At 71.9% G+C, this 23,477-nt stretch carries 22 protein-coding genes and 1 pseudogene; 7 read left to right on the forward strand and 16 right to left on the reverse strand.

Translation table 11 applies throughout. The features are described 5' to 3' along the window. Position 1: 1 nt before the first annotated feature. Positions 2-1,336 (reverse strand): tetratricopeptide repeat protein, encoded by a 1,335-nt coding sequence (locus ACFYOU_RS05095; protein WP_391303706.1) that lies wholly within the window; start codon positions 1,334-1,336, stop codon positions 2-4. Positions 1,337-1,469: 133 nt separating this feature from the next. Here ACFYOU_RS05095 and ACFYOU_RS05100 point away from each other — a divergent pair, with 133 nt between their 5' ends. After that, on the forward strand, positions 1,470-1,961 hold the full coding sequence (locus ACFYOU_RS05100) for a hypothetical protein (RefSeq protein ID WP_391303707.1): 492 nt from the start codon (positions 1,470-1,472) through the stop codon (positions 1,959-1,961). Positions 1,962-2,019: 58 nt separating this feature from the next. Here ACFYOU_RS05100 and ACFYOU_RS05105 read toward each other — a convergent pair whose 3' ends face one another. Continuing rightward, positions 2,020-2,661, reverse strand: coding sequence for a DUF1326 domain-containing protein (locus ACFYOU_RS05105; protein ID WP_391303708.1), 642 nt, complete (start codon positions 2,659-2,661; stop codon positions 2,020-2,022). 259 nt (positions 2,662-2,920) lie between these two features. Between ACFYOU_RS05105 and ACFYOU_RS05110 the strand changes: the two genes are divergently transcribed. After that, positions 2,921-3,853 (forward strand): trypsin-like peptidase domain-containing protein, encoded by a 933-nt coding sequence (locus ACFYOU_RS05110; RefSeq protein WP_391303709.1) that lies wholly within the window; start codon positions 2,921-2,923, stop codon positions 3,851-3,853. A gap of 62 nt (positions 3,854-3,915) precedes the next feature. Here the strand turns inward: ACFYOU_RS05110 and ACFYOU_RS05115 are convergent, their stop codons facing one another. The 5 genes and pseudogenes from ACFYOU_RS05115 to ACFYOU_RS05135 all read right to left on the reverse strand — a co-directional run bounded on the left by ACFYOU_RS05115 (position 3,916) and on the right by ACFYOU_RS05135 (position 7,611). Continuing rightward, the gene (locus ACFYOU_RS05115) at positions 3,916-4,347 is read right to left on the reverse strand and encodes a cytidine deaminase family protein (RefSeq protein WP_391303710.1); all 432 of its coding nucleotides are present in this window, start codon (positions 4,345-4,347) and stop codon (positions 3,916-3,918) included. A 219-nt stretch (positions 4,348-4,566) separates the two neighbouring features. After that, positions 4,567-4,923, reverse strand: a complete 357-nt coding sequence (locus tag ACFYOU_RS05120) for a hypothetical protein (protein ID WP_391303711.1) — start codon at positions 4,921-4,923, stop codon at positions 4,567-4,569. A gap of 193 nt (positions 4,924-5,116) precedes the next feature. Beyond that, entirely contained in the window at positions 5,117-6,082 is a 966-nt protein-coding gene (locus tag ACFYOU_RS05125; protein WP_391303712.1) for a hypothetical protein, read from the reverse strand. A gap of 31 nt (positions 6,083-6,113) precedes the next feature. Continuing rightward, positions 6,114-7,136, reverse strand: a complete 1,023-nt coding sequence (locus tag ACFYOU_RS05130) for a transcriptional regulator (protein ID WP_391303713.1) — start codon at positions 7,134-7,136, stop codon at positions 6,114-6,116. 150 nt (positions 7,137-7,286) lie between these two features. Beyond that, positions 7,287-7,611 (reverse strand): annotated as a pseudogene (locus ACFYOU_RS05135) (hypothetical protein). 267 nt (positions 7,612-7,878) lie between these two features. On the opposite strand from ACFYOU_RS05135, the gene ACFYOU_RS05140 reads away from it, so the two are divergent. Continuing rightward, positions 7,879-9,081 (forward strand): XRE family transcriptional regulator, encoded by a 1,203-nt coding sequence (locus tag ACFYOU_RS05140; protein WP_391303714.1) that lies wholly within the window; start codon positions 7,879-7,881, stop codon positions 9,079-9,081. 170 nt (positions 9,082-9,251) lie between these two features. Then, entirely contained in the window at positions 9,252-9,743 is a 492-nt protein-coding gene (locus ACFYOU_RS05145) for a hypothetical protein (RefSeq protein ID WP_391303715.1), read from the forward strand. Here the strand turns inward: ACFYOU_RS05145 and ACFYOU_RS05150 are convergent. From ACFYOU_RS05150 to ACFYOU_RS05185, 8 genes are all read right to left on the reverse strand, one after another. Next, positions 9,667-9,975 carry a DUF397 domain-containing protein gene (locus tag ACFYOU_RS05150; RefSeq protein WP_391303716.1) on the reverse strand — a complete coding sequence of 103 codons (309 nt, stop codon included), beginning with the start codon at positions 9,973-9,975 and terminating at the stop codon, positions 9,667-9,669. The two genes, ACFYOU_RS05145 and ACFYOU_RS05150, sit on opposite strands and share 77 nt — an antisense overlap. Beyond that, positions 9,972-10,790: a Scr1 family TA system antitoxin-like transcriptional regulator gene (locus ACFYOU_RS05155; RefSeq protein WP_391303717.1), complete on the reverse strand. Its 819-nt coding sequence runs from the start codon at positions 10,788-10,790 to the stop codon at positions 9,972-9,974. The genes ACFYOU_RS05150 and ACFYOU_RS05155 overlap by 4 nt, the downstream gene beginning before the upstream one ends. Before the next feature lie 240 nt (positions 10,791-11,030). Continuing rightward, positions 11,031-11,468: an NUDIX domain-containing protein gene (locus ACFYOU_RS05160; RefSeq protein ID WP_391303718.1), complete on the reverse strand. Its 438-nt coding sequence runs from the start codon at positions 11,466-11,468 to the stop codon at positions 11,031-11,033. After that, positions 11,465-12,619: a CHAD domain-containing protein gene (locus tag ACFYOU_RS05165; RefSeq protein ID WP_391303719.1), complete on the reverse strand. Its 1,155-nt coding sequence runs from the start codon at positions 12,617-12,619 to the stop codon at positions 11,465-11,467. The genes ACFYOU_RS05160 and ACFYOU_RS05165 overlap by 4 nt, the downstream gene beginning before the upstream one ends. Then, entirely contained in the window at positions 12,579-14,810 is a 2,232-nt protein-coding gene (locus tag ACFYOU_RS05170) for an RNA degradosome polyphosphate kinase (RefSeq protein WP_387003967.1), read from the reverse strand. The genes ACFYOU_RS05165 and ACFYOU_RS05170 overlap by 41 nt, the downstream gene beginning before the upstream one ends. Positions 14,811-15,182: 372 nt before the next feature. Beyond that, positions 15,183-16,268, reverse strand: a complete 1,086-nt coding sequence (locus ACFYOU_RS05175; RefSeq protein ID WP_391303720.1) for a hypothetical protein — start codon at positions 16,266-16,268, stop codon at positions 15,183-15,185. After that, positions 16,265-17,197, reverse strand: a complete 933-nt coding sequence (locus tag ACFYOU_RS05180) for an ATP-binding cassette domain-containing protein (RefSeq protein ID WP_391303721.1) — start codon at positions 17,195-17,197, stop codon at positions 16,265-16,267. Before ACFYOU_RS05180 ends, ACFYOU_RS05175 begins: the two co-directional genes overlap by 4 nt. Next, a complete protein-coding gene (locus ACFYOU_RS05185) occupies positions 17,194-17,646 on the reverse strand; it encodes a GntR family transcriptional regulator (protein WP_391303785.1) in 453 nt (150 codons plus the stop codon). The genes ACFYOU_RS05180 and ACFYOU_RS05185 overlap by 4 nt, the downstream gene beginning before the upstream one ends. Before the next feature lie 235 nt (positions 17,647-17,881). On the opposite strand from ACFYOU_RS05185, the gene ACFYOU_RS05190 reads away from it, so the two are divergent. The 3 genes from ACFYOU_RS05190 (at position 17,882) to ACFYOU_RS05200 (ending at position 21,536) form a co-directional block, all read left to right on the forward strand. Further along, on the forward strand, positions 17,882-19,123 hold the full coding sequence (locus ACFYOU_RS05190) for a trypsin-like peptidase domain-containing protein (protein WP_391303722.1): 1,242 nt from the start codon (positions 17,882-17,884) through the stop codon (positions 19,121-19,123). Between the two features lie 143 nt (positions 19,124-19,266). Continuing rightward, positions 19,267-20,004 (forward strand): response regulator transcription factor, encoded by a 738-nt coding sequence (locus ACFYOU_RS05195; protein ID WP_389767790.1) that lies wholly within the window; start codon positions 19,267-19,269, stop codon positions 20,002-20,004. 77 nt (positions 20,005-20,081) lie between these two features. Continuing rightward, a complete protein-coding gene (locus ACFYOU_RS05200; protein ID WP_391303786.1) occupies positions 20,082-21,536 on the forward strand; it encodes an ATP-binding protein in 1,455 nt (484 codons plus the stop codon). Between the two features lie 104 nt (positions 21,537-21,640). Here ACFYOU_RS05200 and ACFYOU_RS05205 read toward each other — a convergent pair whose 3' ends face one another. Next, positions 21,641-23,458: a bifunctional metallophosphatase/5'-nucleotidase gene (locus tag ACFYOU_RS05205; protein WP_389767857.1), complete on the reverse strand. Its 1,818-nt coding sequence runs from the start codon at positions 23,456-23,458 to the stop codon at positions 21,641-21,643. Positions 23,459-23,477: the final 19 nt, after the last annotated feature.

The raw sequence follows: 23,477 nt of genomic DNA on the forward strand, positions 1-23,477 counted from the left end.
CTCAGGCGTGCAGTGCGGTCGGCGTCTCCGTGCGGGCCCGCTCGTACAGCGCACGGGCATGCCGGTTGCCGAGGTGCGGCTTCAGCAGACCGAACATCTGCTTGACCCGGCGGTCCACCCGCCCGCTCTGCACCAAGGGCAACTCGTCCAGCACCTGGTTCCAGGTGGCGCAGGCCGCCTCCAGATGACCGTGTTGCAACTGGTACTCCGCAAGAGTGGCCCGCTTCTTGAGGCGCCCCCGCCGGTAGATGGAGTAGGTGAGCCGGTCGGACTCCTCCAGGGCGCTGATGGCACCCCGAACGTCACCGAGCTCATGGCGTGTATGCCCGATGTGGTAGTAGAGCGCCGCCGGATCGTAGGAGCCGAACGTCGTCTGGCGGGACTCGGCCCTGTCCATCGCTTGTTCGGCCTCCTTCAGGTGCAGCATCGCCCGGGAGGCGTCCCCACACTGTGCGGCTGCGTGCGCCTGTTGCCCCGCGAGGAAGGCCCGCATGCGTGGACCCGCTTGCGGTGATGCGGACGCGGCGGCGTCGGCGAGTCGCCGCGAGGTCGGGCCGTGCCCGAGTTCAACGGCCTGGACGCTCATGCCGCGCAGCGTCGTGCAGTACGTCAGGTGGTCCTCCGACGCGCCGGCCAGTTCCAGGGCCTTCAGGTAGTAGCGCTGCCCCAAACCTTCGAGGCCCTCGTCCACGGCCATGTATCCGGTCAGGTAGCAGAGGTCCGAAGCGGCGGCCATCATCGCCTTGCGCACGGCGTCGGGGGCCTGCGCCCGGAGATAGGGCACGACCGTGTTGACGAGGAACGCCGCCGCCATCGGCCTGGCGTGCCGGCCGCCGAACTGGTCGTCCAGCTCGGAGATCCGCTCCGTCATGGCGATCACCATGTCGACGTCCGGCATCCCCATGCGGGGCGCCACCTGGTGCCGGACCCGCTCCATGCGCCCCACGACGTCCGGCCAACCCGGAATGGTCAGGGCGACGCTGAACAGGCTGGCGTTCAGGACACCCCGCCGGGAGGGTGACATGTCGCTCTCGCCCAGACCGGCGATCCGTTCGCTGAGACCCGGGTCCGCGGCGGCGTCGACCGGGGGGAACCCCACTTCCCGATCGGTGATCGGACGGCCCAGTCTCCGGGACAGCGCTTCGCGGACCAGGTGCCGGGCCTCCGCACGCGGCACGTGTCCCTGGAGCCACTGGTGGACCGACGACGCCCGGTAACTGCTCGGGGTGCCCCGCTCCGTGGCGATGCGGTTGACCAGCTGGGCGAATTGCCGCAGCGTCCACCCCGCCTCCCGGTGGAGCAGCGCCAACCGTCCGTTGGCCTCTCGATCGACCAAGGTGTCCAACTCCTCGTTCCACGGCGATTCTTGACACTTTGGAAAGCGGTACTCGCATCCACCGTACCGCCGGACGGTGACCGAGCGGTTACCTCTTGCGTGCGGAGAGCTACCGCACGGAGGGAGAAACGACATGGCCGAGGATCAGGGTCCACCACCCGTGGGGGCCTTCGTACGGGACACCGCACGGGGGAAGGCGGGCACCTTCAGGGGCGAGATCGGCGGCCGGTGGCTGCTCCGACCGCTCGGCGGCGGACGGGAGTGGGAAGCGGAACCCTCCCGCGTGGAAACCCTGGCCGAACCCGTGACCCGAACCATCCGGTTCCCGTTCGACGACCCGCCCCACTCCTCCGCCCCCGGACTGCGACTCCTCCCCTGGTCCTCCCCCGAAGGCAAACCCTGCTACCTCGCCACGGAGGACGAGCACGGCTACCTCGCCCGGCTCGCCGACGGCGTCGAAGCCACCCAACTCTCCATGGCCGAGGGCCTGCTCGGCCACACCAGGGCGATGCTCAAGGAGCCCGCGCTCACCCTCCCGGAACTCCGCTTCACCGCCGCCCGCCTCGCCGAGGCGCTGACCGACACCCTCCGCATCGCCCACAGCCGCGGCAAGCGGCCGGACTGACCGCACGGTCGCCCGCCCGCGGACCGCGGACGGGCGTGCCGAGGGGGCGGGGACGCGGTCAGGCGTCGGGCCGCCAGTCGAACGGGAAGTGTTTGCTGGACCCCCCGCGGTAGGCGCGGGAGAAGTCGAAGCCCTCCGCGCGGTCCGCGTTCACCACGCCCCAGGTCGCGACCTGCCCGGGCCCGACCTCCGCGCCGGGCGCGTTGATCAGCTGCACCCGGCGGCCGGGGTCCGCGGTGGGACCGGTGAGCGCGACGGCACCGACGTCCACCCGGTCGGACACGGTGGCGCGCCAGTACGCGAGGTCCGGCGCGGCGTCGAAGTGGATCGGGGCGTACTCCACACCGCGCACCTCGCTGATCAACGAACCGAACGTGCCCGGCCAGCCGCCGACGTTGCCGCGGAAGAGCTCCTCCAGTGCGTGGCGCTGCGCCGGCGTCCCCTTGGCGTCGACGTAGAACATCACGGCCATCGTGGCGTCGGGGTCGTTCACCCACATGTTCCCGGCGAACTCGCCGAGCGCCACGACGCCCAGGCCGTCCAGGCGGACGTTCCCGAAGTGGCCTTCGTGGATCTGCCAGACCAGCGTGAACAGGCAGGCGCCGTCCGTCGGCGCCTGCGCGAAGGTGCAAGGACAGGGCATCGAGCAGCTGCACACGTCGAACCACTCGCCCTTGAGGTGCCAGTCGGTCCCGCTCATCACCGTTACCCCTTCCCGGATACCCCGGCGGGGTATCCACTGGAACGAGGCTAGCCCGAGCCCGACACTCCGTCAAATACCCTAGGGGGGTACCGAGTTGAAGATGGTGCCATCCACGGAACAGGAGCCCCGTGTCCACGTCCGGGCACACGCGTGTCACGGGACGACGACAGCGCCAACCGGGCACGGGGGGTCCCCGCTCCTGCAGTGCGAACGGGCTGCCCGCCCGTCGACCGCACCCACCGAGGAGACCAGCGGCATGACCGAGACCTCCCCCTCCGCGACCCGAGGCCCCCGCTCCCGCTCCCGCTCCCGTTCCCGGGCCGCGGTACTCGCCGCGGCCGCTACCGCCCTCGCCCTCGCCGCCCCGGTCGCGGTGACGGCGGTGCCCGCGCAGGCCGCCCCGGCCGACCCGGTCTCGGTCCTGAAGTACACCGCCGGCGAACGCAAGGCGGCCCTCGCCCACTGGACGCCCGCCCGCATCAAGGCCGTCGGGAAGTCCGTGGACCTCGGCCCGACCGGACCGAAGAGCAAGCCCTGGCGGGGCACCGCGCTGAAGACCGTGGGACGCCTCTTCTTCGTCAACGCGAACGGCTCCGACACCTGGTGCACGGCCACCGCCGTGAAGAGCGCCAACAAGTCGACCGTGATGACCGCCGCCCACTGCGTGCGCCGGGGCTCCTCCCCGTACAACACCCACACCGACATGGTGTTCGTCCCCGGCTACCACAAGGGCCAGCAGCCGCACGGCGCCTTCGCGGTCCGCGCCGCCGCCACCCCGCGCAGCTGGCAGAACGACTCCGTCAACGACCTGGCCGCGCTCGCCGTCGACGCCGACAAGAGGGGCCGCATGCTCACCGACGTCGCGGGCGGCCAGGCCATCGCCTTCCACCGCGCCGTGGGCGGCACCGTCTCCGCCTTCGGCTACCCCGCCACCCGCCCGCAGCTCGGCGAGGAACTCCTGCGCTGCACCGGCACCGCCAAGAAGGAACAGGGCGCCCAGTTCATCCCCTGCGACATGACCGGCGGCGCCAGCGGCGGGCCCTGGTTCGCGGACTTCAACACCACGACCGGCCAGGGCACCCTGGTCTCGGTCAACAGCACGATGGACTCCTTCACCCCCACCAAGATGTACGGCGAGGTGCTGCGCGCCACGGCCCAGAAGGTGTACGACCGCGCCCAACGCGCGTGACCGGCCGCCCGGGACGCGACACCTGCGCCGAGATCACTGACTGTTCCCCTCTCCGGTGCGACCTACTCGGCGTCGAGCTGGTGGTCGGCCCAGACGTAACTCTCGGGCAGCAACTCGGTGATCAGGACGGTTCGGACGCGGTCACCTGCGCCGACGATCACCTTGATGGTGGGGAAGTAGTCCAGCAGGACCTGACGGCACCGGCCGCACGGGGGAACGACACCCCGGTCACGGTCCCCCACGGCGACGATCGCGTCCAGCTCGTACGCACCCTGGGCGGCTGCCGCGCCGATGACGACCAGCTCGGCGCAGGGCCCTCCGGTGAAGTGGTACGCGTTCACTCCCGTGACGATCCGACCGTCCCGGGCGCGGGCCGCGGCCGCCACGGTGTGGTTCTCGCCCTGGCAGCGGGTGCGGGCGGTGTGCTCCGCGGCCTCGATGAGTTCGCGGTCGAGGGGGCCGACGGGGTCGACGGGGTGCGTCTGCGTGGTCACCTTCGCTGCCTTCGTCAGGGTCGCAAGCGCTGTGCCGCCCCCTGTGACGGGGGGGGACGCGAGCGGGTTCCACGGAATGCTTGGTTCCGCCACGTTGTCGCGGCGGATCCTACTGCGCTGCTCCTGCGCAGCAGATGCGATCAGCGCGCCCGCAGGACGATGGTGTCGCACACCGGGAGTGGGGGGTGGAGCCGTCCCAGGTGGGGGCGGCAGGTCAGCTCAGTACGCCGTGAGGTAGAGCCGGACGCGTTGTCCCTTGGCCTCACCCACGTGGATCTCGATGCCCTGGATGTGGCGTCGCCTGGAGTCGCCGACGCACGGCGGACAGGCACTCGCTGTCCGCACCCCCTTGATCTCCTGCGGGGCGGTGAGACCGAGGTGCTCGAAGCCCTTCCCGCTCAGCGAAGAAGACGACTCGCCGGCCACGGTCAAAGGGGAATCGGGGCGTAGGTCCTCAACCATCGACTCTGCGGTCCGCTCTCCGGTGACGAAGGACAGCAGGTAGACGTTCTCCCGCGGCTGGACCCGCACGGCGCCCTTCACTTCCGTGGAACCCTCCGGGACCTGGATCCTCATGAACGCTGCCGCCTCCGAGGCGCCCGCCCCTTTCTTCCAACTTGGGGACGGATTGGCGCGCGTGCCAGGCTCCGTCGGCGCGGACGAACAACTGGTGAGCACCAACCCCGCGAACAGGACCGTCACCGGGACCAGACGAGTATGTGAGGGATTCATCGGTCCTCATCATCGTCTTCGGACAGGTCTCCTCGCTTCAGGCGACGGCCTCCAGCGTCTCACCGAGGACGGCACGACCAGGCGTGTCAGCGGGCAGCTTGCGGTAGAGGGCGAGTGCACGCGTACGGGTGAGGCCCGTGCGGTAGACGGTCGGCAGGTCCGAGTACGCCCGGGTCGCGAGGTGGGCAGCCGCCTCACGGTCACCGTCCTGAGCCCTGCACGTCGCGGTGTCGAGGGCGATGAGGGCGCGGGTCATCGGTGACGGAGTCCGGGACAACTCCAACGCACGCCGCTGGATCGCGTACGCACGGTCCGTCTCACCGAGCAGGGTGAGCGCCTGGCTCAGATGGACGTGGTGCTTCTGCGCGGGGTAGCCGAACCAGGTGTCGGCACGCTGCTCCGGGGCGAGGCGTTCCACCAGGTGCTCCACGTCAGCCACTGCCTGCCGGGCCTCCTCGCGCTGGCCGGCCGCGGCGAGCGCACGGGAGGACACCGCCGCAGCGAGCGCGGCAGCAGCCGACGGCCGCTTGCCCGCGAGGTGCCGGGCCCGACCCGCCAGCTCGGCCGCCACCTGCGGAGCACCGTAGTTCAGCGGAACCATGGCCTCGCGCGCGAGCACCCAGGCGTGCAGGAGCGAGTCGCCCGACTGCTCGGCGGCCCGGGAAGCGGTACCGAACCACCGGTGGGCCTCGCGGTGGTGTCCCAGATCGTGCAACACGATGGCCACCATGCCCGCCATCCGACCGGTCACATGGCACAGTCCCGTACGGGCCTCGACCGTCTGCGGCTCGGACAGCCGCACACCGAGTTCCGCGAAGTCGTCAAGCAGCCCGGCCAGAACCTCCATGGGCGGCTGTCCGCGGTAGCCGCGGCCGTAGCCCTCCGTCGTCGACTCCCAGAACCCCGGGTCGGCGGAACTGCGGGCGAAGGCCGGAGCAGAGACGAGCCCGGAACCAGCGGTGCCGGCGGCGAGCGCGCCCAGCAGGACGTTGCGGCGGTTCACCCGCGCCCTCCCGGTGCGGCGTCATAGGCGCTCACGGCCGTGCCCCCTGGCGGACCCGCTCGTTCAGCTGGCGTGCCGCCGAACTGGCCAGGTAGGGGCGGAGCAAGCCGGGAATCCGTGCCACGTGCTGATCCACCCGCTCCGACCGCATCGACGGCAGCCCGTCCAGCACCGCTCCCCAGGAGGTACAAGCCGCCTCCAGGTGACCCGTCTGGAGCTGCCGTTCGGCGAGCATCGAGCCGAAACGCAGGGCGGACCGGTCGCTGTCGGAGGCGTCCCGCAAACGGAAGTGCGCGCGTAGCGAGGCGACGCTGCCCTCCGTGTCGCCGAGGGCGTGACGGACTTGGGCCACGTGGTACTGGAGGGTCGACGGGTTGTACCCACCGAACGTCTTGGCCCCGCTCAGGGCCCGGTCCATGGCCCGCTCCGCCCGTCGCAGACAACGCCAGGCTTCGGCCCGGTCCCCGGCCACCGCGTGTGCGTGAGCCTGCTGCCCGGTCATGAACGCCACCATCCCCGCCTGCGGCGGTCGTGCGGTGGAAGCCTCCGCCAGGTCCACCGCGGTCCGCCCCTCACCGAGGTCGACGGCGTGCACGGACATGCCCCGCAGGACGTGATGGTACGACCGCTGGTCGTCAGCGCTCCGCGCCAGCTCCAGCGCCTGGTCGAAGTGGCGGCGCGCGAGGTCGTCCCGCCCTTCGTCCATCGCCATCCACCCGGTCAGGTAGGCGCAGAACGCGACGGTCGTCGACAGTGCGCCGCGGACCGGCGCGGTGGAGTCCGCTCGGAGGGCCGCGGTCGCGGGGGCCTTGAGGAACGCGGCTGCGACAGGTCGAACTGCCCGCCCGCCGTACCGGTCGTCCAGCCGCGAGAGCGCAACGGTGACGTCCTCCACCATCCGGACTTCGCCCCGCCCCACCCGTGCGGCGCGTCCCGTACGCACCGCGTCCGCCCGCGCGGCGAGATCCGTCCAGCCCGGGTGAGCGAGTGCCAGGGCGGCGATGCCCGCGCCGAGAAGCCTGCGTCGCCCGAGGTTCCCCACCCCCACGTCCACCGCGTCCACCTTCCCGGCAGCTCACGCAGTCCCGTTGCCCGTCCAGGATCGCCGAGACGCCCCTCCCGGACCAGTACACGATCGGGTCACCCGGCCGTTCTCCCGAACTCCCGCCGAAGGGCGGAGCAGCTCGCGGATGTCCAGGACCGGTCAGTCCCGTGTGGCGCCGGCTGGCCAGACCACCCTCACGGGCACGCCCTTCTCGTGCGCGTACGCAACGACGTCGGCGCTTCCTCCGTATCCGCGCGCGGGCTGCCCGTCCCAGACGGCGATCAACGGCGGGCAGGACGACTTCCAGGTGCCCGCCGTGTTGGAGGACGGCCAGGGTGAACCACGTGTCGGGACCGTCCGCGATGCAGCTCACGACGACCAGTTCAGTGGCGCCGTCGGAAGTCACCGCCTCGGCGGGGAGAACCCGCACCTGCGCTTCGACTTCCTGGGGCAGACCTCGGCGGCCAGTGATTCCCCGTCTGATCCGTGCTCTTCCTCCCTCAGCGGGGGCGGCAGCCCGGCTGGCATGTACAGCTGAACAGCCCTTACCGACAACGGCATTGGCGCCCTGAAGCATCTACACGGCGCTTCCAGCATCACTATGGTTGCGTTCTGTAATGAAGTGATCACACGCGCCGGGGGCAGGGTGGAGAACAGTACGACATTCGGCAGATTCGTCTCGCTGCGCCGCACCGAGCTCGAATGGACTCAGCTCAGGCTCGCAACCGAACTCGACCGGGGCGAAGACTGGATGTCGCAAGTCGAACGGGACATCCAGCAAGTCAAGGACGTCACGCTGTTGCGTCGTATGGCGGACGTGTTGGACGTCGATCTCGGCGAGCTGATGGCGCTTCCGCAGCCTGCCGCGGCCCGGGTGAGTTCCCGTCCGCGAAGAGGCGCCTCCGATACGCTGACGAGCACTTCGGTTGCCGAGGAGGACGACATGCGACGCCGCCAGGTCATGACGGTGGCAACCGCTGCCCTGTTCGCCCAGTCCGTCGGCCCGCAGTCCGCGCACGCCGGCTCGGCTCCGCTCGCCGAACTGGAAGACCTCCTGTTGTACGGAACGTCCAGGGCACTCCCCAGCACGCATCCCACGCACCAGACCGTCGCGTCATCGCTGAAGGCGTCCCGCCAGGAGTTCCGCACCGCGCGCTACGACGTCCTCGCCCGGGCTCTGCCCACGCGCATCGCCACTGCCCAGGCCGTAGGCACCGTGGAGGAGTCGGCCGGCGCCGTCGCCCAGCTCTACAACCTCGCCGTGCGGCTGTGCATCAAGATCGGCGACAACAACCTGGTCGCCATCACGGCGGACCGCGCCCTGACCGCCGCCCGGCTCTCGGGCGATCCGTTGATCATCGCCGAGGCCCAACGCATGGTCTCCAGCGCTTGGCGGCGTCAGGAACGCTTCGCCCGGGCGACGGACATCGTCGTCGTCGCTGCCGAAGAACTCCTGGCTGACTCCGGCGTCCCCGAAGCCGACCGTCTGGCCACCCGCGGCGACCTGTACGCCACTGCCGCCTACACCGCGGCCAAGTCGGGCGACCGTGCCTACGCGCACTCCCTCATCGACGAGGCGGCCGACAGCGCGGCAGCCGCCGGCCGGACCTCCGGTCAGGACGACGGGGTCGCCGGCGTCGCCCTCCACTGGCTGTCCGTCCACTACGAACTTGGTGATGCCGGCCGGGCGATCGCGCTGGCCCGAACCATCGACCCGGCCGCCCTGCCCACCCCTGAACGCCGGGCCCGCTTCTTCACCGACGTGGCGCGGGCCTTCGACCGGTGGGGCAAACCCGAGTCGTGCTTCAAAGCCCTGCTGGCAGCCGAGAAGGCGGCCCCGCAAGAGATCCAGCGCGGTGTCGTCCGTGACCTGGCGTCCGGCCTGCTGCGCCACGACCGGACGCTCGGCGGCGTCCGCGCGTTCGCCGGCCGTGCGGGCGCCCGGTTCGACTGACCCGTAGCCGGAGTACGGGCCGTAGCCCCGCTACGGACATGCGGTACGACCCGAGGCTTCACTGGGGACGTCAGTTCCCCGACCGCTGCTGAAGGCCGGCCGATGCAACCATTCCGTACCGTCCTGAATCCCCCCTGCCCACTGACCGCGCAGGAACGGGGAGGTGCCGTATGACACCTGACCAGATCCCGCCCCTCGTGGGCGCCCCAGTCCGCGACACCCAACGGGACACGCTGGGCACCTTCATGGGGGAGGTGGGCGGCCGGTGGTTGCTGCGGCCCCTCGGCGGTGGCCGGGAGTGGGAGGCGGAGCCGTCACAGGTGGAGGCCCTGGCGGAACCCGTGCCCCGAGCCGTCCGGTACCGGTTCGGGGACCGGACGCACTCCCCCGGCACCGGGCCCCGGCTGCTCCCCTGGTCGTCACCCGAAGGCAAACCGTGCTACCTCGCCAAGGCCGACAAGGACGGGTACCTCTCCCGACTCGCCGACGGAGTGGAAGCCACCCAACTCTCCATGGCGGAAGACCTCCTCGGACACGCCCACGCCATGCTCGACCAGCCCAAGGTCACCCTCCCAGAGCTCAGGTTCACCGTGGCCCGGCTGGCGGAAGCGCTGAGCGACACGCTCCGGGTGGCCCACAGCCGGGGCAGCCGCTCGAAGTAGGGGAAGGCTGACCCTGTGCGGGGGCCGGCCGGACGGCCAGCGCCAGCAGGCCCGCGAACGCCGCCGTCGTCAGGACGAGGTGCGGGCCGTCCGGGTCCTTGCCGTCCCGGACCCGGACCGTACCGGCCACGGGTCCGGGCGCCCACTGCACGCACTGCCCGCCCTCACCACCGCTGTACGTGCTCTTGCGCCAGGAGGCCGGTCCCGGAACGGTTCCGGGAGCGGTGCTCACCGACCGTGCTCCTCTGCGATCTCCCGGATGAACGACAGGGAGAGGTCCGGCGACAGGGCGGAGGCGCGGAGGCGTTCGTAGGCGGTGCGGGCGTTGCCGACGGCCACTGCGGAATCGTTTACGTGGCCCACGTCCCGCGCCTCCGAATACACCACGGTGGGACCCTCGTTGGGCTTCAGCAGCGTGAACGCCATGGACGAGGCCGGGGCGCCGGCGGTGAACCGGAGGACCTGGAGCGTCACATGGGGACTCGCGGCCTCCCGGAGCAGATAGCGCAGTTGGCTCGACATGACGGCCCGGCTGCCGACGACCGTGCACAGGACGGACTCGTGCAGGATGATCCACAGCAGCGGCGGCATCGTGGTGTCCATGACCTCGCGGCGCCGCATCCGCGCTTCGACCCGCGCCTTGATCTGGAAGTCGTCCTCCCTGGGGTGCGCGGCGCGGAAGGCGGCTTCGGCGTAACTGGGCACCTGGAGCATGCCCATCACGAACGTGTTGCTGTAGTCCTCGATGCGGGCAGCCTCCCGTTCGAGCTTGAGGTAAGGCACGAACCATCCTGGATGCCCTCGTTCGTTGATCCGGTTGAGCAGGCGGGTGAACCAGCCCGAGGTGCCGAAGTAGCGGTCGCAGCCCTTGGCGAACGCGGTCGAGGGCAGCGCCTTCCCACTGCTGACCTTCAGTACGTACGGCACCTCGTACCCCGTCGCGTCGGCGAGGTACTGCGGTGTCACCCCCTTGTGCAGCAAGGCTTCGGAGATCTCGCGTCCGAACCATTCCAAACCGTCCGTCGGCCCAACAGCTCCTTCGGTCATATATTCAACTCCAGTGCTTTTCGGGCGGTTTGGAAACTCCCTCCCCCTTCAGGAGGTTACGCACGGCTCATCCCAATGAGGAGGGACGTACGCTCCGTAGTCGGACACGCGGTCCGCGCGCGTGACCGGGCGGACACCAGTGCGGGGCGCCCGCACCGGTGGAGGTGCGGACGCCCCGGGGTCGCGGTGGCGATGACAAAGGAGTTGACGCGGCAGTTGACGCGGGAGTCGGTGCGGGAGCTATCCGTGGGGCGGGGCGGCGGCGAGCAGCGCGTCGACCAGGGTGCGGTCATGTGCGTGGGTGAGCCGTGCGCGGGCCTCGTCGGGGGCCAGCCACAGCAGGTGGTCCACCTCGTCGTTGGGGACGAAGCGGCCCTCGGTGGCTTCGGCCGCCCAGTAGGAGACCTGCTTGGGGCGTCCCCCCACCTCGTAGCGGACCGTGGGCAGCACCGTACCGGGCAGGCAGGCGTACCCGGTCTCCTCGGCGACCTCGCGCAGCGCCCCGGTCAGCGGGTCCTCGCCGCGTTTGAGCTTGCCCTTGGGGTGGCTGTAGTCGTCGTAGCGGGGCCGGTGGACGAGGCACAGTTCGATGTCGTCCCCGTGCGGTGCGCGTCGCCAGAGCACGCAGCCGGCCGCGTGGATCGGGCGGTCGGTGGCGGGCGTCGGGTGGTCGCTCATCCGGTGGTCACCTCCCGGGTCCAGGCCCGCTGGAAGGCGTAGCGGGCCGCTTCCACCTCGTGGCGCTGGTCGGCGTGGAGCACCCCGAGGGCGTACGCGGTCGCCGGGGCGATGCGCGGGGTGCGGGCCGCCGTGGCGGCCGCCGTCGCCGCCTCGGACGCGTCGCGGTGCTGGTCGAGGGCGCGTCCCGCGCGCAGCAGTCGGGCGAGTTCCGGTTCGGCTCCGGCGGGCGCGCCCAGCACCTCGTGGGCGTAGCGGTGCAGCCGCAGCAGGAGGCGGACCTGGTGCCAGGGGGCGTCCTGGGCCTGCGGCGAGGGGTCGGCGGCGAGCGCCCCGGCGTTGTACGGGTGCCCGGCCGTGAGCAGGGGCAGGGTGCCGGTCGCGTCGAGGAGCCGGACCTCGGCCTCGGTGGCGAGGGTGGTGAGCGCGGCGGCGGGGGCCGCGGCGGCCGGGGTGAGGGGGACCTCGCTGGCGAGGACGGCGACGCGGTCGGCGACGGCGTGGAAGCGGGCGGAGCCGAGGGCCTGGAGGGCCGCCGAGTGGGCCCGGGTGCGGGCCAGGGTGAGTTGGCGTTCGAGGAGGGCGCCGGCCTTGGCGGCGCCGAGGGTGAGGCTGCCCGGGGCGCCCGCGGGCGGCGGGACCGGCGGGCCGGCGGCGGGCGGGGCCGCCGTGCGGACGGTCCGGGTGCCGGTGGCGGTGCCCGCCGCCCCGGCTCCCCCCACGGCGGGTGCCGCCGTGCAGCCGGGCGGGTGCGCGGTGCGCGCCGGGCCCGGTACGGGCACCTTGCCGGAGAGGCGGGCCAGTGCGGCGAGCAGCCGTTGCAGCCGGTCGCCGTGGGCGTGTTCGCCGGCCAGGGTGCCGGAGAGCCAGGCGAGTTCGGCGCGCAGCGCGTCGGACCACTCGTGGTCGAGCAGCGGGCGGAAGGTGTGCAGGGTGCCGCTGATGCGGCGGGAGGTGCGGCGCAGTCGCGCCGCCGCCTCGGCCGGGGCGGGGTTGCCGCCCGCCCCGGACCCGGACTCGCGGTGCAGCCTGAGCGAGCGGAGGAAGTCCGTGGCGCGGTCCTGGAGGTAGGCCGCGAGGACGTCCCCCGCCGTCGGGTGGACCACGGGGTCAAGGTTTCGATGTGCCACGCCTGCGCCTCCGGGCGTCAATGAGCATCTCCTGTACGTTCCGCAGCGGTTGGCCGTCCGCATCGGTCGCGTGTCGGGTCCATTCGCCGTCCGGTCCCAGGTGCCACGAGCTGGTGGAGTCGGACATCCCGGTCTCCAGCAGCCGGTTGAGGGTGGCCCGGTGGGCGGGGTCGGTGACCCTGACGAGCGCTTCGATGCGGCGGTCGAGGTTGCGGTGCATCATGTCGGCGCTGCCGAACCACACTTCGGGTTCGCCCCCGTTGCCGAAGGCGAAGATCCGGGAGTGCTCCAGGAAGCGGCCGAGTACGGACCGTACCCGGATGTTCTCCGAAAGGCCCGGAACGCCGGGTCGCACGGCGCAGATGCCGCGGACCCACACGTCGACCGGCACCCCCGCCTGGGACGCCCGGTAGCAGGCGTCGATCAGGGCCTCGTCCACCATGGAGTTGGCCTTGATGCGGACGTAGGCGGGGCGGCCGGCGCGGTGGTGCTGGACCTCCTTGTTGATGCGCGAGATCAGCCCGTCCCGCAGCGACTTGGGGGCGACGAGCAGCCTGCGGTACGTCTCGCGGCGGGAGTAGCCGGACAGCCGGTTGAACAGGTCGGACAGGTCGGCTCCGACCTGGGAGTCGGCGGTGAGCAGCCCCAGGTCCTCGTACAGGCGGGCCGTCTTGGGGTGGTAGTTGCCGGTGCCGACGTGGGAGTAGCGGCGCAGCGTGTCGCCCTCCTGGCGGACCACCAGGGACAGCTTGCAGTGGGTCTTGAGGCCGACGAGTCCGTAGACGACGTGGCAGCCGGACTCCTCCAGCTTGCGGGCCCACTTGATGTTGGCCTGCTCGTCGAAGCGGGCCTTGATCTCCACCAGGACGAGGACCTGTTTCCCGGACTCGGCGGCGTCTATCAGCGCGTCGACGATCGGGGAGTCGCCGGAGGTCCGGTACAGGGTCTGCTTGATGGCGAGGACGCCCGGGTCGGCGGCGGCCTGTTCGAGGAACGCCTGCACGGAGGTGGAGAAGCTGTCGTACGGGTGGTGCAGCAGCACGTCCCGTTCGCGCAGCGCGGCGAAGATGTCCGGCGCGGACGCGGACTCCACCTCGGCGAGGTCGCGGTGGGTGCCGGCGATGAACTTCTGGTACTTCAGCTCGGGCCGGTCCAGCGAGGAGATCCCGAACAGGCCGGTGAGGTCGAGCGGGCCGGGCAGCGGGTAGACCTCGGCCTCGCTGATCTTGAGTTCGCGCACCAGCAGGTCGAGCACGTACCGGTCGATGGACTCCTCGACCTCCAGCCGCACCGGGGGTCCGAAGCGGCGGCGCATGAGTTCCTTCTCCAGGGCCTGGAGCAGGTTCTCGGCGTCGTCCTCCTCGACTTCGAGGTCCTCGTTGCGGGTGAGCCGGAACATGTGGTGCTCCAGCACCTCCATGCCCGGGAACAGTTCCTCCAGGTGCGCGGCGATGACGTCCTCGATCGGTACGTACCGCGAGGGCGAGGCCTCCAGGAACCGGGACAGCAGCGGGGGCACCTTGACCCGGGCGAAGTGCCGGTGCCCGCTGACCGGGTTGCGGACGACGACCGCGAGGTTCAGCGAGAGGCCCGAGATGTACGGGAAGGGGTGCGCGGGGTCGACGGCCAGCGGGGTCAGCACGGGGAAGATCTGGTGCCGGAACAGGGTGAACAGCCGGGCCTGTTCCTTGTCCGTCAGCTCGGCCCAGCGGACCAGGTGGATGTCGTGCTCGGCGAGGGCCGGGGCGACGTCCTCCTGGAAGCAGGCGGCGTGGCGGGCCATCAGTTCCCGGGAGCGGGCCCAGATCATGTCCAGCACCTCGCGGGGCTGGAGTCCGGACGCGGAGCGGGTGGCGACGCCGGTGGCTATGCGGCGCTTCAGTCCGGCGACCCGGACCATGAAGAACTCGTCCAGGTTGCTGGCGAAGATGGCCAGGAAGTTCGCCCGTTCGAGGAGGGGGGTGTTCGGGTCCTCGGCGAGTTCGAGCACCCGCTCGTTGAACGCGAGCCAGCTCCGCTCCCGGTCCAGGAACCGGCCCTGGGGGAGTTGGGCGCCCTCGGTGTCGTCGTCCTCGTAGGCGTCGAGGTCGGCGTCGATGTCGGGTTCCAGATCGGACACCGCCGCGGAGACGGTGTGCGGGCGGTGCGCGGCGATCGACCCCACGGAGGGCTGCGCGTGCTGGACCTTGGCCTGGGCGTCTGGCTGACTCATGGTCCCATTGTTCCGCTTTACCGGGCGGGGCGGCGCGTCGGAGCGGGCGCGGGGGAGCACGGGCGTCCCGTTGGCTCGGGGGACGGGCGCGGCGGGCTGCATGCACCAAGCGTGGCAACCCCGTCTGAATGCGTGGTTACGAGGACATGACGTGCGGGGCAGCGCGAGGCGGCCCCCGGGCGCCGTGGTGCGGGCGTCCGGGGGCCGTGGCCGTGGTCAGGGGCCGTGGGGCGGGCCGTGGCCGTGGTCAGGGGCCGTGGCCGTGGTGCGTGGTCGAGGGCCGTGGTCAAGGGCCCTCCGGTACGGGCCGGGCGCGCGGGGTGGCGCGTCCGGCCCGTCCCCCCGTGGAGCGGACTCCAGGACCTCGTGGCCTCAGGGTGCGATCTTGCGCAGCACCCGCAGCGAGACGAAGACGGCGAGCGCGGCGAGCGCCAGCACGATGCCGGTCTCCACGAGCTGGAGCGGCCAGAAGTGGGAGGCGGGGTGGTAGTCGATCCACCGGCCGGAGTATCCCTGGCCCCGGAGGCATTCGGTGCTCTCCCGCCCGGGGCAGTTCAGCCAGGTGTGCGGCACCCGGTCGCCGTCGAGGGTGAGCAGCCCGTAGTCGAACTGGTAGGAGTTCCCCGGAGGGAACGTCCCTTCCCCCTCGCCCTTGCGCACATAGGTCTCGTGCGGCCACAGGTACGGCCGCAGCTGGGCCAGCCCGACGAGGACGGCCCCCGTGCCGAGCAGGGCGGCGGCCATCGACAGGATGACCCGGCGCAGCAGCAGCCCGACCAGCGCGCCGAGGGCGACCGCCAGCACCAGGTAGGCCACCAGTACCGGGCCCAGAGTGGGGAAGACGCTCTCGTGCGACCAGAGCATGCCCTGCTCCACGGACGTCGTCCGTGCGAAGCGGATCAGCCCGACGCAGACCGTGCCCGCGACGATCACCACCGCACAGCCCAGCACCAGGCGGCCGGTCAGCCAGCGGCGCGGGGTCTCGGCCTGGGTCCAGGCCAGCCGGAAGGTCCCGGACTCCAGTTCCCGTGCGATGAGCGGACCCGCCACGAAGACCGCGACGAGCACCACCGGGACGAGCACCCACAGGTCCAGGTCCGTGACCAGCAGCCGGTACCAGGACAAGGCGCTCTGATAGCCGAATGCGGAGTCGTAGCACTCGGACAGGCGCTTCAGGTCCTCGCCCTTGGTGAGCATCTCCCCCTCGCGGAAGTCGCACCGCTCCCGGTCCGGCGCCAGCCGCGTCCACAGGTACAGGCCGAAGGTGACGACGGTGGCGAGGAGCACGGCGACGCCCGCGATCCGGACCGCGCCCCGGTGGACCAGGTGGGCGGAGCGCAGGGTGGCGCGGAAGCCTCCGGAGTCCGGCCCGCGGGGACCGGTGGGCGGCGGGGTGACGGCGTCGGGCCCGGACGGGACGGCGGTCCCGGCGTCCGGGGCGGGGGCGGGGGCGCTCATGCGGCCACCCCCGTACGGCCGACCGCCGGGTCGGCGCCGGGGGTGAGCAGCGTGGGGGCGCCGGGTGAGCGCAGATGGGCGAGCAGGACGTCCTCCAGGGTCGGCTCGCTGGTCTCCCAGCCGGATTCGACGGGTCCGGTGGGGCGGATCAGGGCGGTGGTGCCCCGTCCGGTGGCACGGGACTCCACGACGGTGTGGGCGGCCAGCTCCTCGACCGGGCCGCGCCCGACGACGAAGGCGTGGGCGTCCATCAGGTCGTCGATGGCGCCGCCGAGCCGGACCCGGCCCTCGCTGACGAGCAGCAGGTAGTCACAGGCGGTGGCCAGCTCGCCGAGGATGTGCGAGGACATCACGACGGTGGTGCCGTGCTCGGCGGCCTCCGCGAGGAGGGTGCCCATGAGCTGGTGGCGGGCGAGCGGGTCGAGGTCGGCCATCGGCTCGTCCATGAGCAGCAGCTCGGGCCGCTTGGCGAGGGCGAGGGCGAGCGCGACCCGGGTGCGCTGACCGCCGGACAGCGCCTTGATCCGGGCGCCCGTGGGCAGCGCGCCGTCCCCGACGATCCGCCGGGCGACGGTGGCGTCCCAGCGGCCCGGGTTGAGCTCGGCGCCCAGTCGCAGCGTCTCGCCGACGGTGAGCTGCGGGTACAGCGGCTTGTCCTGGGCGACGTAGGCGAGCCGCTCGCGGGCGGCGGCCGGTCGGGTGCCGAGGACGGACAGGGTGCCCGTGCTCGGGTGGGCGAGCCCGGCGGCGAGGCCGAGCAGCGTGGACTTGCCCGCGCCGTTGGGCCCGACGACGGCACAGACGCGGCCCGCCGGCAGCCGGAAGTCGCAGCCCCGCAGGGCCCAGCCGTCCGTGGCGCCGGTCCCCCGTGCTCGGCGCCCGCCGTAGCGTTTGCCGAGGTCGGCCGCCTCGATGGCGGTCTCGGTCATGCGGTGTCCCCCTCGTGAGTCCGTCCGCCCTCGGACGGTCCGGTCAGGTGTGGTGCCGGCGGCGTTGCGCCGGCGGCGGTGAAGTGCTCGTCCAGGACCGAGGCGAGCAGCGCGGACGCGTCGTCCCGGTCGAGCCCCGCGGCCCGGGCCCGGGCGGCCCAGGCGGACAGCTCGGCCCTCAGGGGCGAGTCGGCGGCCCCGGCACCGAGCCGACGCCGTACGAAGGTGCCGAGTCCGCGGCGGGCCTCGACCAGGCCCTCCCGTTCCAGCTCCCGGTACGCCTTCAGGACGGTGTTCGGATTGATGGCGGTGGCTTCCACGACCTCGCGGGCGGTGGGCAGCCGGTCACCCGGTTCCAGCAGACCGAGCCGCAGCGCCTGCTTGGTCTGCTGGACGATCTGGACGTAGGTGGCGACGCCGCTGCGCCGGTCGATCCGGTACTCGACCACTCGAACAACCACCCTTTCACTAATTGAGTAGTGAAAGGGTGGTGCAAGCCCTCGGTGATCGTCAAGTCGAACCCGGAAACACGCCTCTGACCTGCGACGATCCCGAACCTTCTCGCACCAGGAGCCACAGGGGGCACCGAGCGCCCCACTTCCTTATATCGGGCATACGCGGTTCTGTCGGGCTTCTCAGCTCGTCCTCAGATCACTCTCATCCGCTCCCGACACGCTCATGGACATGACCGAAAGCTCCCGCCGCGACGGCGGTTCCCCCGAACGCGACCACGGCCACGACGAGCAGCACGGCATCCCCACCGGCGGGACCCCGGACGCCGCGGCGCCGCACACCGGTGCCCGCCCGGTCCCGCACGCACACCCCACGCACCCCGCGTGGAGCACCGACCCCGGACCCCGGCAGCACGGACACCCGTCGCACGGGGGTCAGCACGGGGGTCAGCCGCACGTGGGTCAGCAGCCGTCGTACGGGGCCTACCCGCCGCCCCCGCCCGAGCCGCCCGACGGGCCGTCCGGGGCAGCCGCCGAGACGCCCGCGGTCGCCTGGGGCACCAGCCCGGTCCCCGAAGGCGCCCCGGCGCCCACCCCCGCGGCGGGCCCGCGCCGGCGCCGGGCGCGACGGCCGTTCGCCCTGCTCGCCACCGTGGCGATCGTCGCCGCGGCCGTGGGCGGCGGCACCGCGTACGGCATCCAGGAGCTCACCACCCACCAGACGACGGCCTCCGCCGTCGCCGCGAGCCCGGTGGCCTCCTCCAGCCGCGGCACCGTCGCCGGCGTCGCCGCGGCCGTCACCCCGAGCACCGTCGAGATCAAGGCGTCCGGCACCGCCGGCCAGTCCACCGGCTCCGGTGTGATCATCACCTCCGACGGGGAGGTCATCACCAACAACCACGTGGTCGCCGGCGCCACCGCCATTCAGGTGACGACCAGCGACGGCAAGAAGTACGCGGCCGAGCTCGTCGGCACGGACAGCAAGAAGGACCTGGCGCTGATCAAGCTCAAGGACGCCTCCGGGCTGAAGGCCGCCACCCTCGGCAACTCGGACCGGGTCCGGGTCGGCCAGGAGGTCGTGGCGATCGGCTCGCCCGAGGGCCTGACCGGCACCGTCACCAGCGGCATCGTCTCCGCCCTCGACCGCGACGTCACCGTGGCCAACAACCAGGACCAGCCGCGGCAGCCGGGCGGCGACTGGCCCTTCGAGTTCGGCGGCCGCGAGTTCAACGGCGACCCCGGCGCGTCCACCACCACGTACAAGGCCATCCAGACCGACGCCTCGCTCAACCCCGGCAACTCCGGCGGCGCGCTCATCGACATGAACGGGCACATCATCGGCATCAACTCGGCCATGTACAGCGCGAGCAGCGCGGGCGGCGGCGACGCGGGCAGCGTGGGCCTGGGGTTCGCCATCCCCGTCAACACGGTGAAGGCCGATCTGCCGGCCCTGCGAGCCGGAGCGGACGGCTGACCGGCCCCGTACCGTACCCCCCGTAACCCCGGCACCCCCGTACCCTGCGCCCCGTAAGCCCCACACCCCACCTCCCGCCGCACCCGCACCCGCACCCGCACCGCTGATCCGCCCACACCCACTCACCCACCGGAGCCGTACCGATGAACTCCGCGCCCGAAGGCGAACCGCAGCGCATCCTGATCGTGGACGACGAGCCCGCCGTGCGCGAAGCCCTTCAGCGCAGCCTCGCCTTCGAGGGCTACCTGACGGAGGTCGCCGTCGACGGCGCCGACGCCCTGGAGAAGGCGGCGGCGACCCGCCCCGACCTGATCATCCTGGACATCCAGATGCCCCGGATGGACGGTCTGACCGCGGCCCGCCGGGTGCGCGCGGGCGGCAGCCTGGTGCCCATCCTGATGCTGACCGCACGCGACACCGTGGGCGACCGCGTCACCGGACTCGACGCGGGCGCCGACGACTACCTCGTCAAACCGTTCGAACTCGACGAACTCTTCGCCCGCATCCGGGCCCTGCTGCGCCGCAGCACCTACACCACCGCCGCCGGACGGGCCCCGGAGGGAGACGTCCTCTCCTTCGGCGACCTGCGCATGGACCTGGCGACCCGCGAGGTCCACCGGGGCCGGCGACCGGTGGAGCTGACCCGTACCGAGTTCACCCTGCTGGAGATGTTCCTCGCCCACCCCCGCCAGGTCCTCACCCGCGAACAGATCCTCAAGTCCGTGTGGGGCTTCGACTTCGAACCGACCTCCAACTCCCTGGACGTGTACGTGATGTACCTGCGCCGCAAGACGGAAGCGGGCGGCGAACCCCGGCTCGTGCACACCGTGCGGGGCGTCGGGTACGTACTGCGGCCGGGCAGCACGGACGGGACCCCGTGAGCGGCGCTCCCCCCGCGGCAGGAGAACCGGAACCCGGGACCCCGGACCCGCGGAACCCGGCCCCCGGCGCGCGACACCTGGCCCCCGGCGCGCGGCCCCCGGGCCGGGGCGCCCTGGGCCGGCTCCGCGCACTGCCGCTGCGCTCCCGCCTCGCCCTGCTCGTCGCCGCCACGGTGGCGCTCGCCGTCGCCGCCATCGCCACCACCAGCTGGCTCGTGGTCCGCGGCGCACTCGTCGACTCGCTCGACAAGTCGCTCAGCACCAACCGGCCCAACGACCGGGACGTCAGGATCCTCATGGAGACCCAACTCCCGGCGACCCGCTGCGCACCGAGCATGCCCAACCAGGAGACCACCTGGTACGGCATGACCCTCCAGGCCGTCATGCCCGACGGGAGCACCTGCCTGATCCTCGGCGGCGAACCCCTCAAGGTCTCGGTGAGCGACAAGGCGGTCGTCGAGGGCACCCTCATCGACACCTACCACGACGCCAAGGACGCCAGCGGCCGGGAGTACCGCGTCCTGACGTACCAGATCAGCGGCGCGCCCTACGCCCTGTCGATCGCCCGCCCGTTCGACGAGATCGACGACACCCTCTCCGACCTCACCCTGGTCCTGGTCCTGGCCGCGGGCCTCGGCGTCGTCGTCGCCGGCATGTCCGGCGCCCTGGTGGCCCGGACCGGACTGCGCCCCGTCGACCAACTCACCCGGACCGTCGAGCACGTGGCCCGCACCCAGGACCTGACCGTGCGCATCCCGACCGAGGGGGACGACGAGATCGCCCGGCTGTCCCGCTCGTTCAACGCGATGACGGAGGCCCTCGCCTCGTCCCGGGAACTCCAACAACAGCTGATCGCCGACGCGGGCCACGAACTGCGCACCCCGCTCACCTCGCTGCGCACCAACATCGAACTGCTCGCCCGCAGCGAGGAGACCGGCCGCGCCCTGCCCCCCGACGACCGCACCGCGCTGCTCGCCTCGGTCAAGGCCCAGATGACGGAACTCGCCTCCCTCATCGGCGACCTCCAGGAACTCTCCCGCCCCGACGGCACCAGCCGCGTCCAGGTGCTCGCCCTGCACGACCTCGCCGACCTGGCCCTGCGCCGCGCCCGGTTGCGCGGCCCGGAGCTGACCATCACCGCGGACCTCACCCCCTGGTACGTGCGCGGGGAACCGGCCGCGTTGGAACGCGCCGTCATCAACATCCTCGACAACGCGATCAAGTTCAGCCCGGCCGGCGGCGAGGTCACGGTGACCCTCCGGGAGGGTGAACTGTCGGTGCGGGACCACGGGCCCGGCATCTCCCCCGACGACCTCCCGCACGTGTTCGACCGCTTCTGGCGTTCCCCGTCCGCCCGTTCCCTGCCCGGCTCGGGCCTCGGCCTCTCGATCGTGGCGCGCACGGTCGAACAGTCCGGGGGAACGGTTCGGCTCCAGGCCGCGGACGGTGGCGGCACCCTCGTCTCGGTACGCCTCCCGGGCGCCCCCACCCCACCCCCACAACCCCCGGACGGCCCCCCGGAAGCAACGTGACCCTGGCCGCACCGTGACGCGCCGAAGGGGCCGTGCGGGACGCGGGTCCCGTACGGCCCCTTCGGGCAGGTGAGGCAGGTGTGGCAGGAGGGCGGAGCTAGGCGCTAGCGGACGACGGTGATGCGGTCCGCCTTCGGCGGGGCCAACGGGGACCCGGCCGACGAACGCGCACCGAAGTAGTCGTTCAGGGCCTTGAGGTCGTCCCCGCCGACGAGCGGGTTCTTGCCCTTGGCCAGCTCGGCGAAGCCGTCACCGCCACCGGTGAGGAAGTTGTTCAGGGCGACCCGGTAGGTGGCGTTCGGGTCCAGCGGCGCACCGTTCAGCCGGATCGAGTCGACCACGACGCGGTCCGCACCGGACTTGGTCAGGTCCAGCGTGTACGTGAAGCCGTCCGAGACCTGGAGGATCTTCGGGGCGGCCGTGTTGGAGCCGGTGACCTGCTGCTGGAGCGCGGTGACCAGCTGGGCGCCGGTCAGGTCCACCAGGTTCACGGTGTTGCCGAACGGCTGCACGGTGAAGCTCTCGCCGAAGGTGACCACACCGTCGCCCTCGGCCCCGCTCGCCCGGTGCAGCAGGTCCCCGCGGATGCCGCCCGGGTTCATCAGGGCCAGCGAAGCCTTGGGGTCCAGGGACTTGGCGTGCGCGAGCTGCGCATCGGCGATCAGGTCGCCGAGCGGGGTCTCGGGCGTCGTGGCGCCGCGGCCCGGGACGTCACCGGAGATGTAGCCGACCGGACGGTTGGCCACCGGGGCGGCCAGCTTGTTCCAGCGGCCGATCAGCTCGGTCATGTCCGCGGCCTTCGGCTGGTCGCGCCGGACCACGTGGTTCGCTGACTTCACGCTGGTGCGGACGATGTCGTTGGTCCGCCGGTCGTACGTGAGCGTGGTCTCCGTGTACAGACGACCGAACGACGCCGCGGACGTCACCGTGCGGGGCTTGCCCGACGGGTCCGGGATCGTGCACGCGTACGGCTGGTGCGTGTGCCCCGTCACCAACGCGTCCACCTGCGGCGAGATGCCCTTGGCGATGTCCACGATCGGACCGGAGATGCCGTCGCCCGCACCCGGCGAGTCGCACTCGTAGTTGTACGAGGTCGAAGCCGGGTAGCCGCCCTCGTGGATCACGGCGACGATCGACTTCACGCCCTGGCGCTCCAGCACCTTCGCGTACTTGTTGACCGTCTCGACCTCGTCGTGGAACTTGAGGCCCTTGATGCCGTCCGCCGAAACGACGTCCGGCGTCCCCTCCAGGGTGATCCCGATGAACCCGACCTTGACGCCCTTCTCCTTCCACACCCAGTAGGGCGCGAGGACCGGGCGGCCCGACTTCTCGTTGGTGACGTTGGCCGCGAGGTACGGGAAGTCGGCCCCCTCGAACTTCCGGCCGGGCTCGTAACAGCCGGCCGTGGGGTGACAGCCGCCGCGCTGGATGCGCTGGAGTTCCTTGATGCCCTCGTCGAACTCGTGGTTGCCGACGCCCGCGACGTCCAGGTCCAGTTCGTTCAGGGCCTCGATGGTGGGCTCGTCGTGGAACAGACCGGACAGCATGGGGCTGCCGCCGATCAGGTCGCCCGCCGCGGTGGTCACCGAGTACCGCTCGCCCTTGCGGGCGTCCCGCAGGGAGCTGGCCAGGTACTCGACGCCACCGGCCGCTATCTGCTTCGTCGTCCCGTCGGGCTGACGCTCCGTCACGTTGCCCGAGGAGCCCGAGGGCGGCTCCAGGTGGCCGTGCAGGTCGTTGAAGGACAGCAGTTGGACGTCCACCGTGCGGGACGAACCGTGGCCGTGACCACGGTGCTCGTCGCGGTCGCCCCGACCGGAATCGGCGGAGGCGGGAAGGGCGGCGGTCAGCGCGCCGACCGTGGCGGCGGCGGCGACGGCCGCGAGGACGCGGATGTTCCGTCTGGACGGGGTCGAATGGATTCGCACGGGGCCCCCTGGG

Source organism: Streptomyces sp. NPDC005955 (assembly GCF_042871255.1).
In the GTDB taxonomy this organism is placed as follows: domain Bacteria; phylum Actinomycetota; class Actinomycetes; order Streptomycetales; family Streptomycetaceae; genus Streptomyces.

Excerpts from the sequence above, each read along its gene's own strand:
- ACFYOU_RS05100 (WP_391303707.1), top strand. The coding sequence starts at position 1,470 with ATGGCCGAGGATCAGGGTCCACCACCCGTGGGGGCCTTCGTACGGGAC.
- ACFYOU_RS05105 (WP_391303708.1), bottom strand. The coding sequence starts at position 2,661 with ATGAGCGGGACCGACTGGCACCTCAAGGGCGAGTGGTTCGACGTGTGC.
- ACFYOU_RS05110 (WP_391303709.1), top strand. The coding sequence starts at position 2,921 with ATGACCGAGACCTCCCCCTCCGCGACCCGAGGCCCCCGCTCCCGCTCC.
- ACFYOU_RS05120 (WP_391303711.1), bottom strand. The coding sequence starts at position 4,923 with ATGAGGATCCAGGTCCCGGAGGGTTCCACGGAAGTGAAGGGCGCCGTG.
- ACFYOU_RS05140 (WP_391303714.1), top strand. The coding sequence starts at position 7,879 with ATGTCGCAAGTCGAACGGGACATCCAGCAAGTCAAGGACGTCACGCTG.
- ACFYOU_RS05145 (WP_391303715.1), top strand. The coding sequence starts at position 9,252 with ATGACACCTGACCAGATCCCGCCCCTCGTGGGCGCCCCAGTCCGCGAC.
- ACFYOU_RS05155 (WP_391303717.1), bottom strand. The coding sequence starts at position 10,790 with ATGACCGAAGGAGCTGTTGGGCCGACGGACGGTTTGGAATGGTTCGGA.
- ACFYOU_RS05160 (WP_391303718.1), bottom strand. The coding sequence starts at position 11,468 with ATGAGCGACCACCCGACGCCCGCCACCGACCGCCCGATCCACGCGGCC.
- ACFYOU_RS05170 (WP_387003967.1), bottom strand. The coding sequence starts at position 14,810 with ATGAGTCAGCCAGACGCCCAGGCCAAGGTCCAGCACGCGCAGCCCTCC.
- ACFYOU_RS05175 (WP_391303720.1), bottom strand. The coding sequence starts at position 16,268 with ATGAGCGCCCCCGCCCCCGCCCCGGACGCCGGGACCGCCGTCCCGTCC.
- ACFYOU_RS05180 (WP_391303721.1), bottom strand. The coding sequence starts at position 17,197 with ATGACCGAGACCGCCATCGAGGCGGCCGACCTCGGCAAACGCTACGGC.
- ACFYOU_RS05190 (WP_391303722.1), top strand. The coding sequence starts at position 17,882 with ATGACCGAAAGCTCCCGCCGCGACGGCGGTTCCCCCGAACGCGACCAC.
- ACFYOU_RS05195 (WP_389767790.1), top strand. The coding sequence starts at position 19,267 with ATGAACTCCGCGCCCGAAGGCGAACCGCAGCGCATCCTGATCGTGGAC.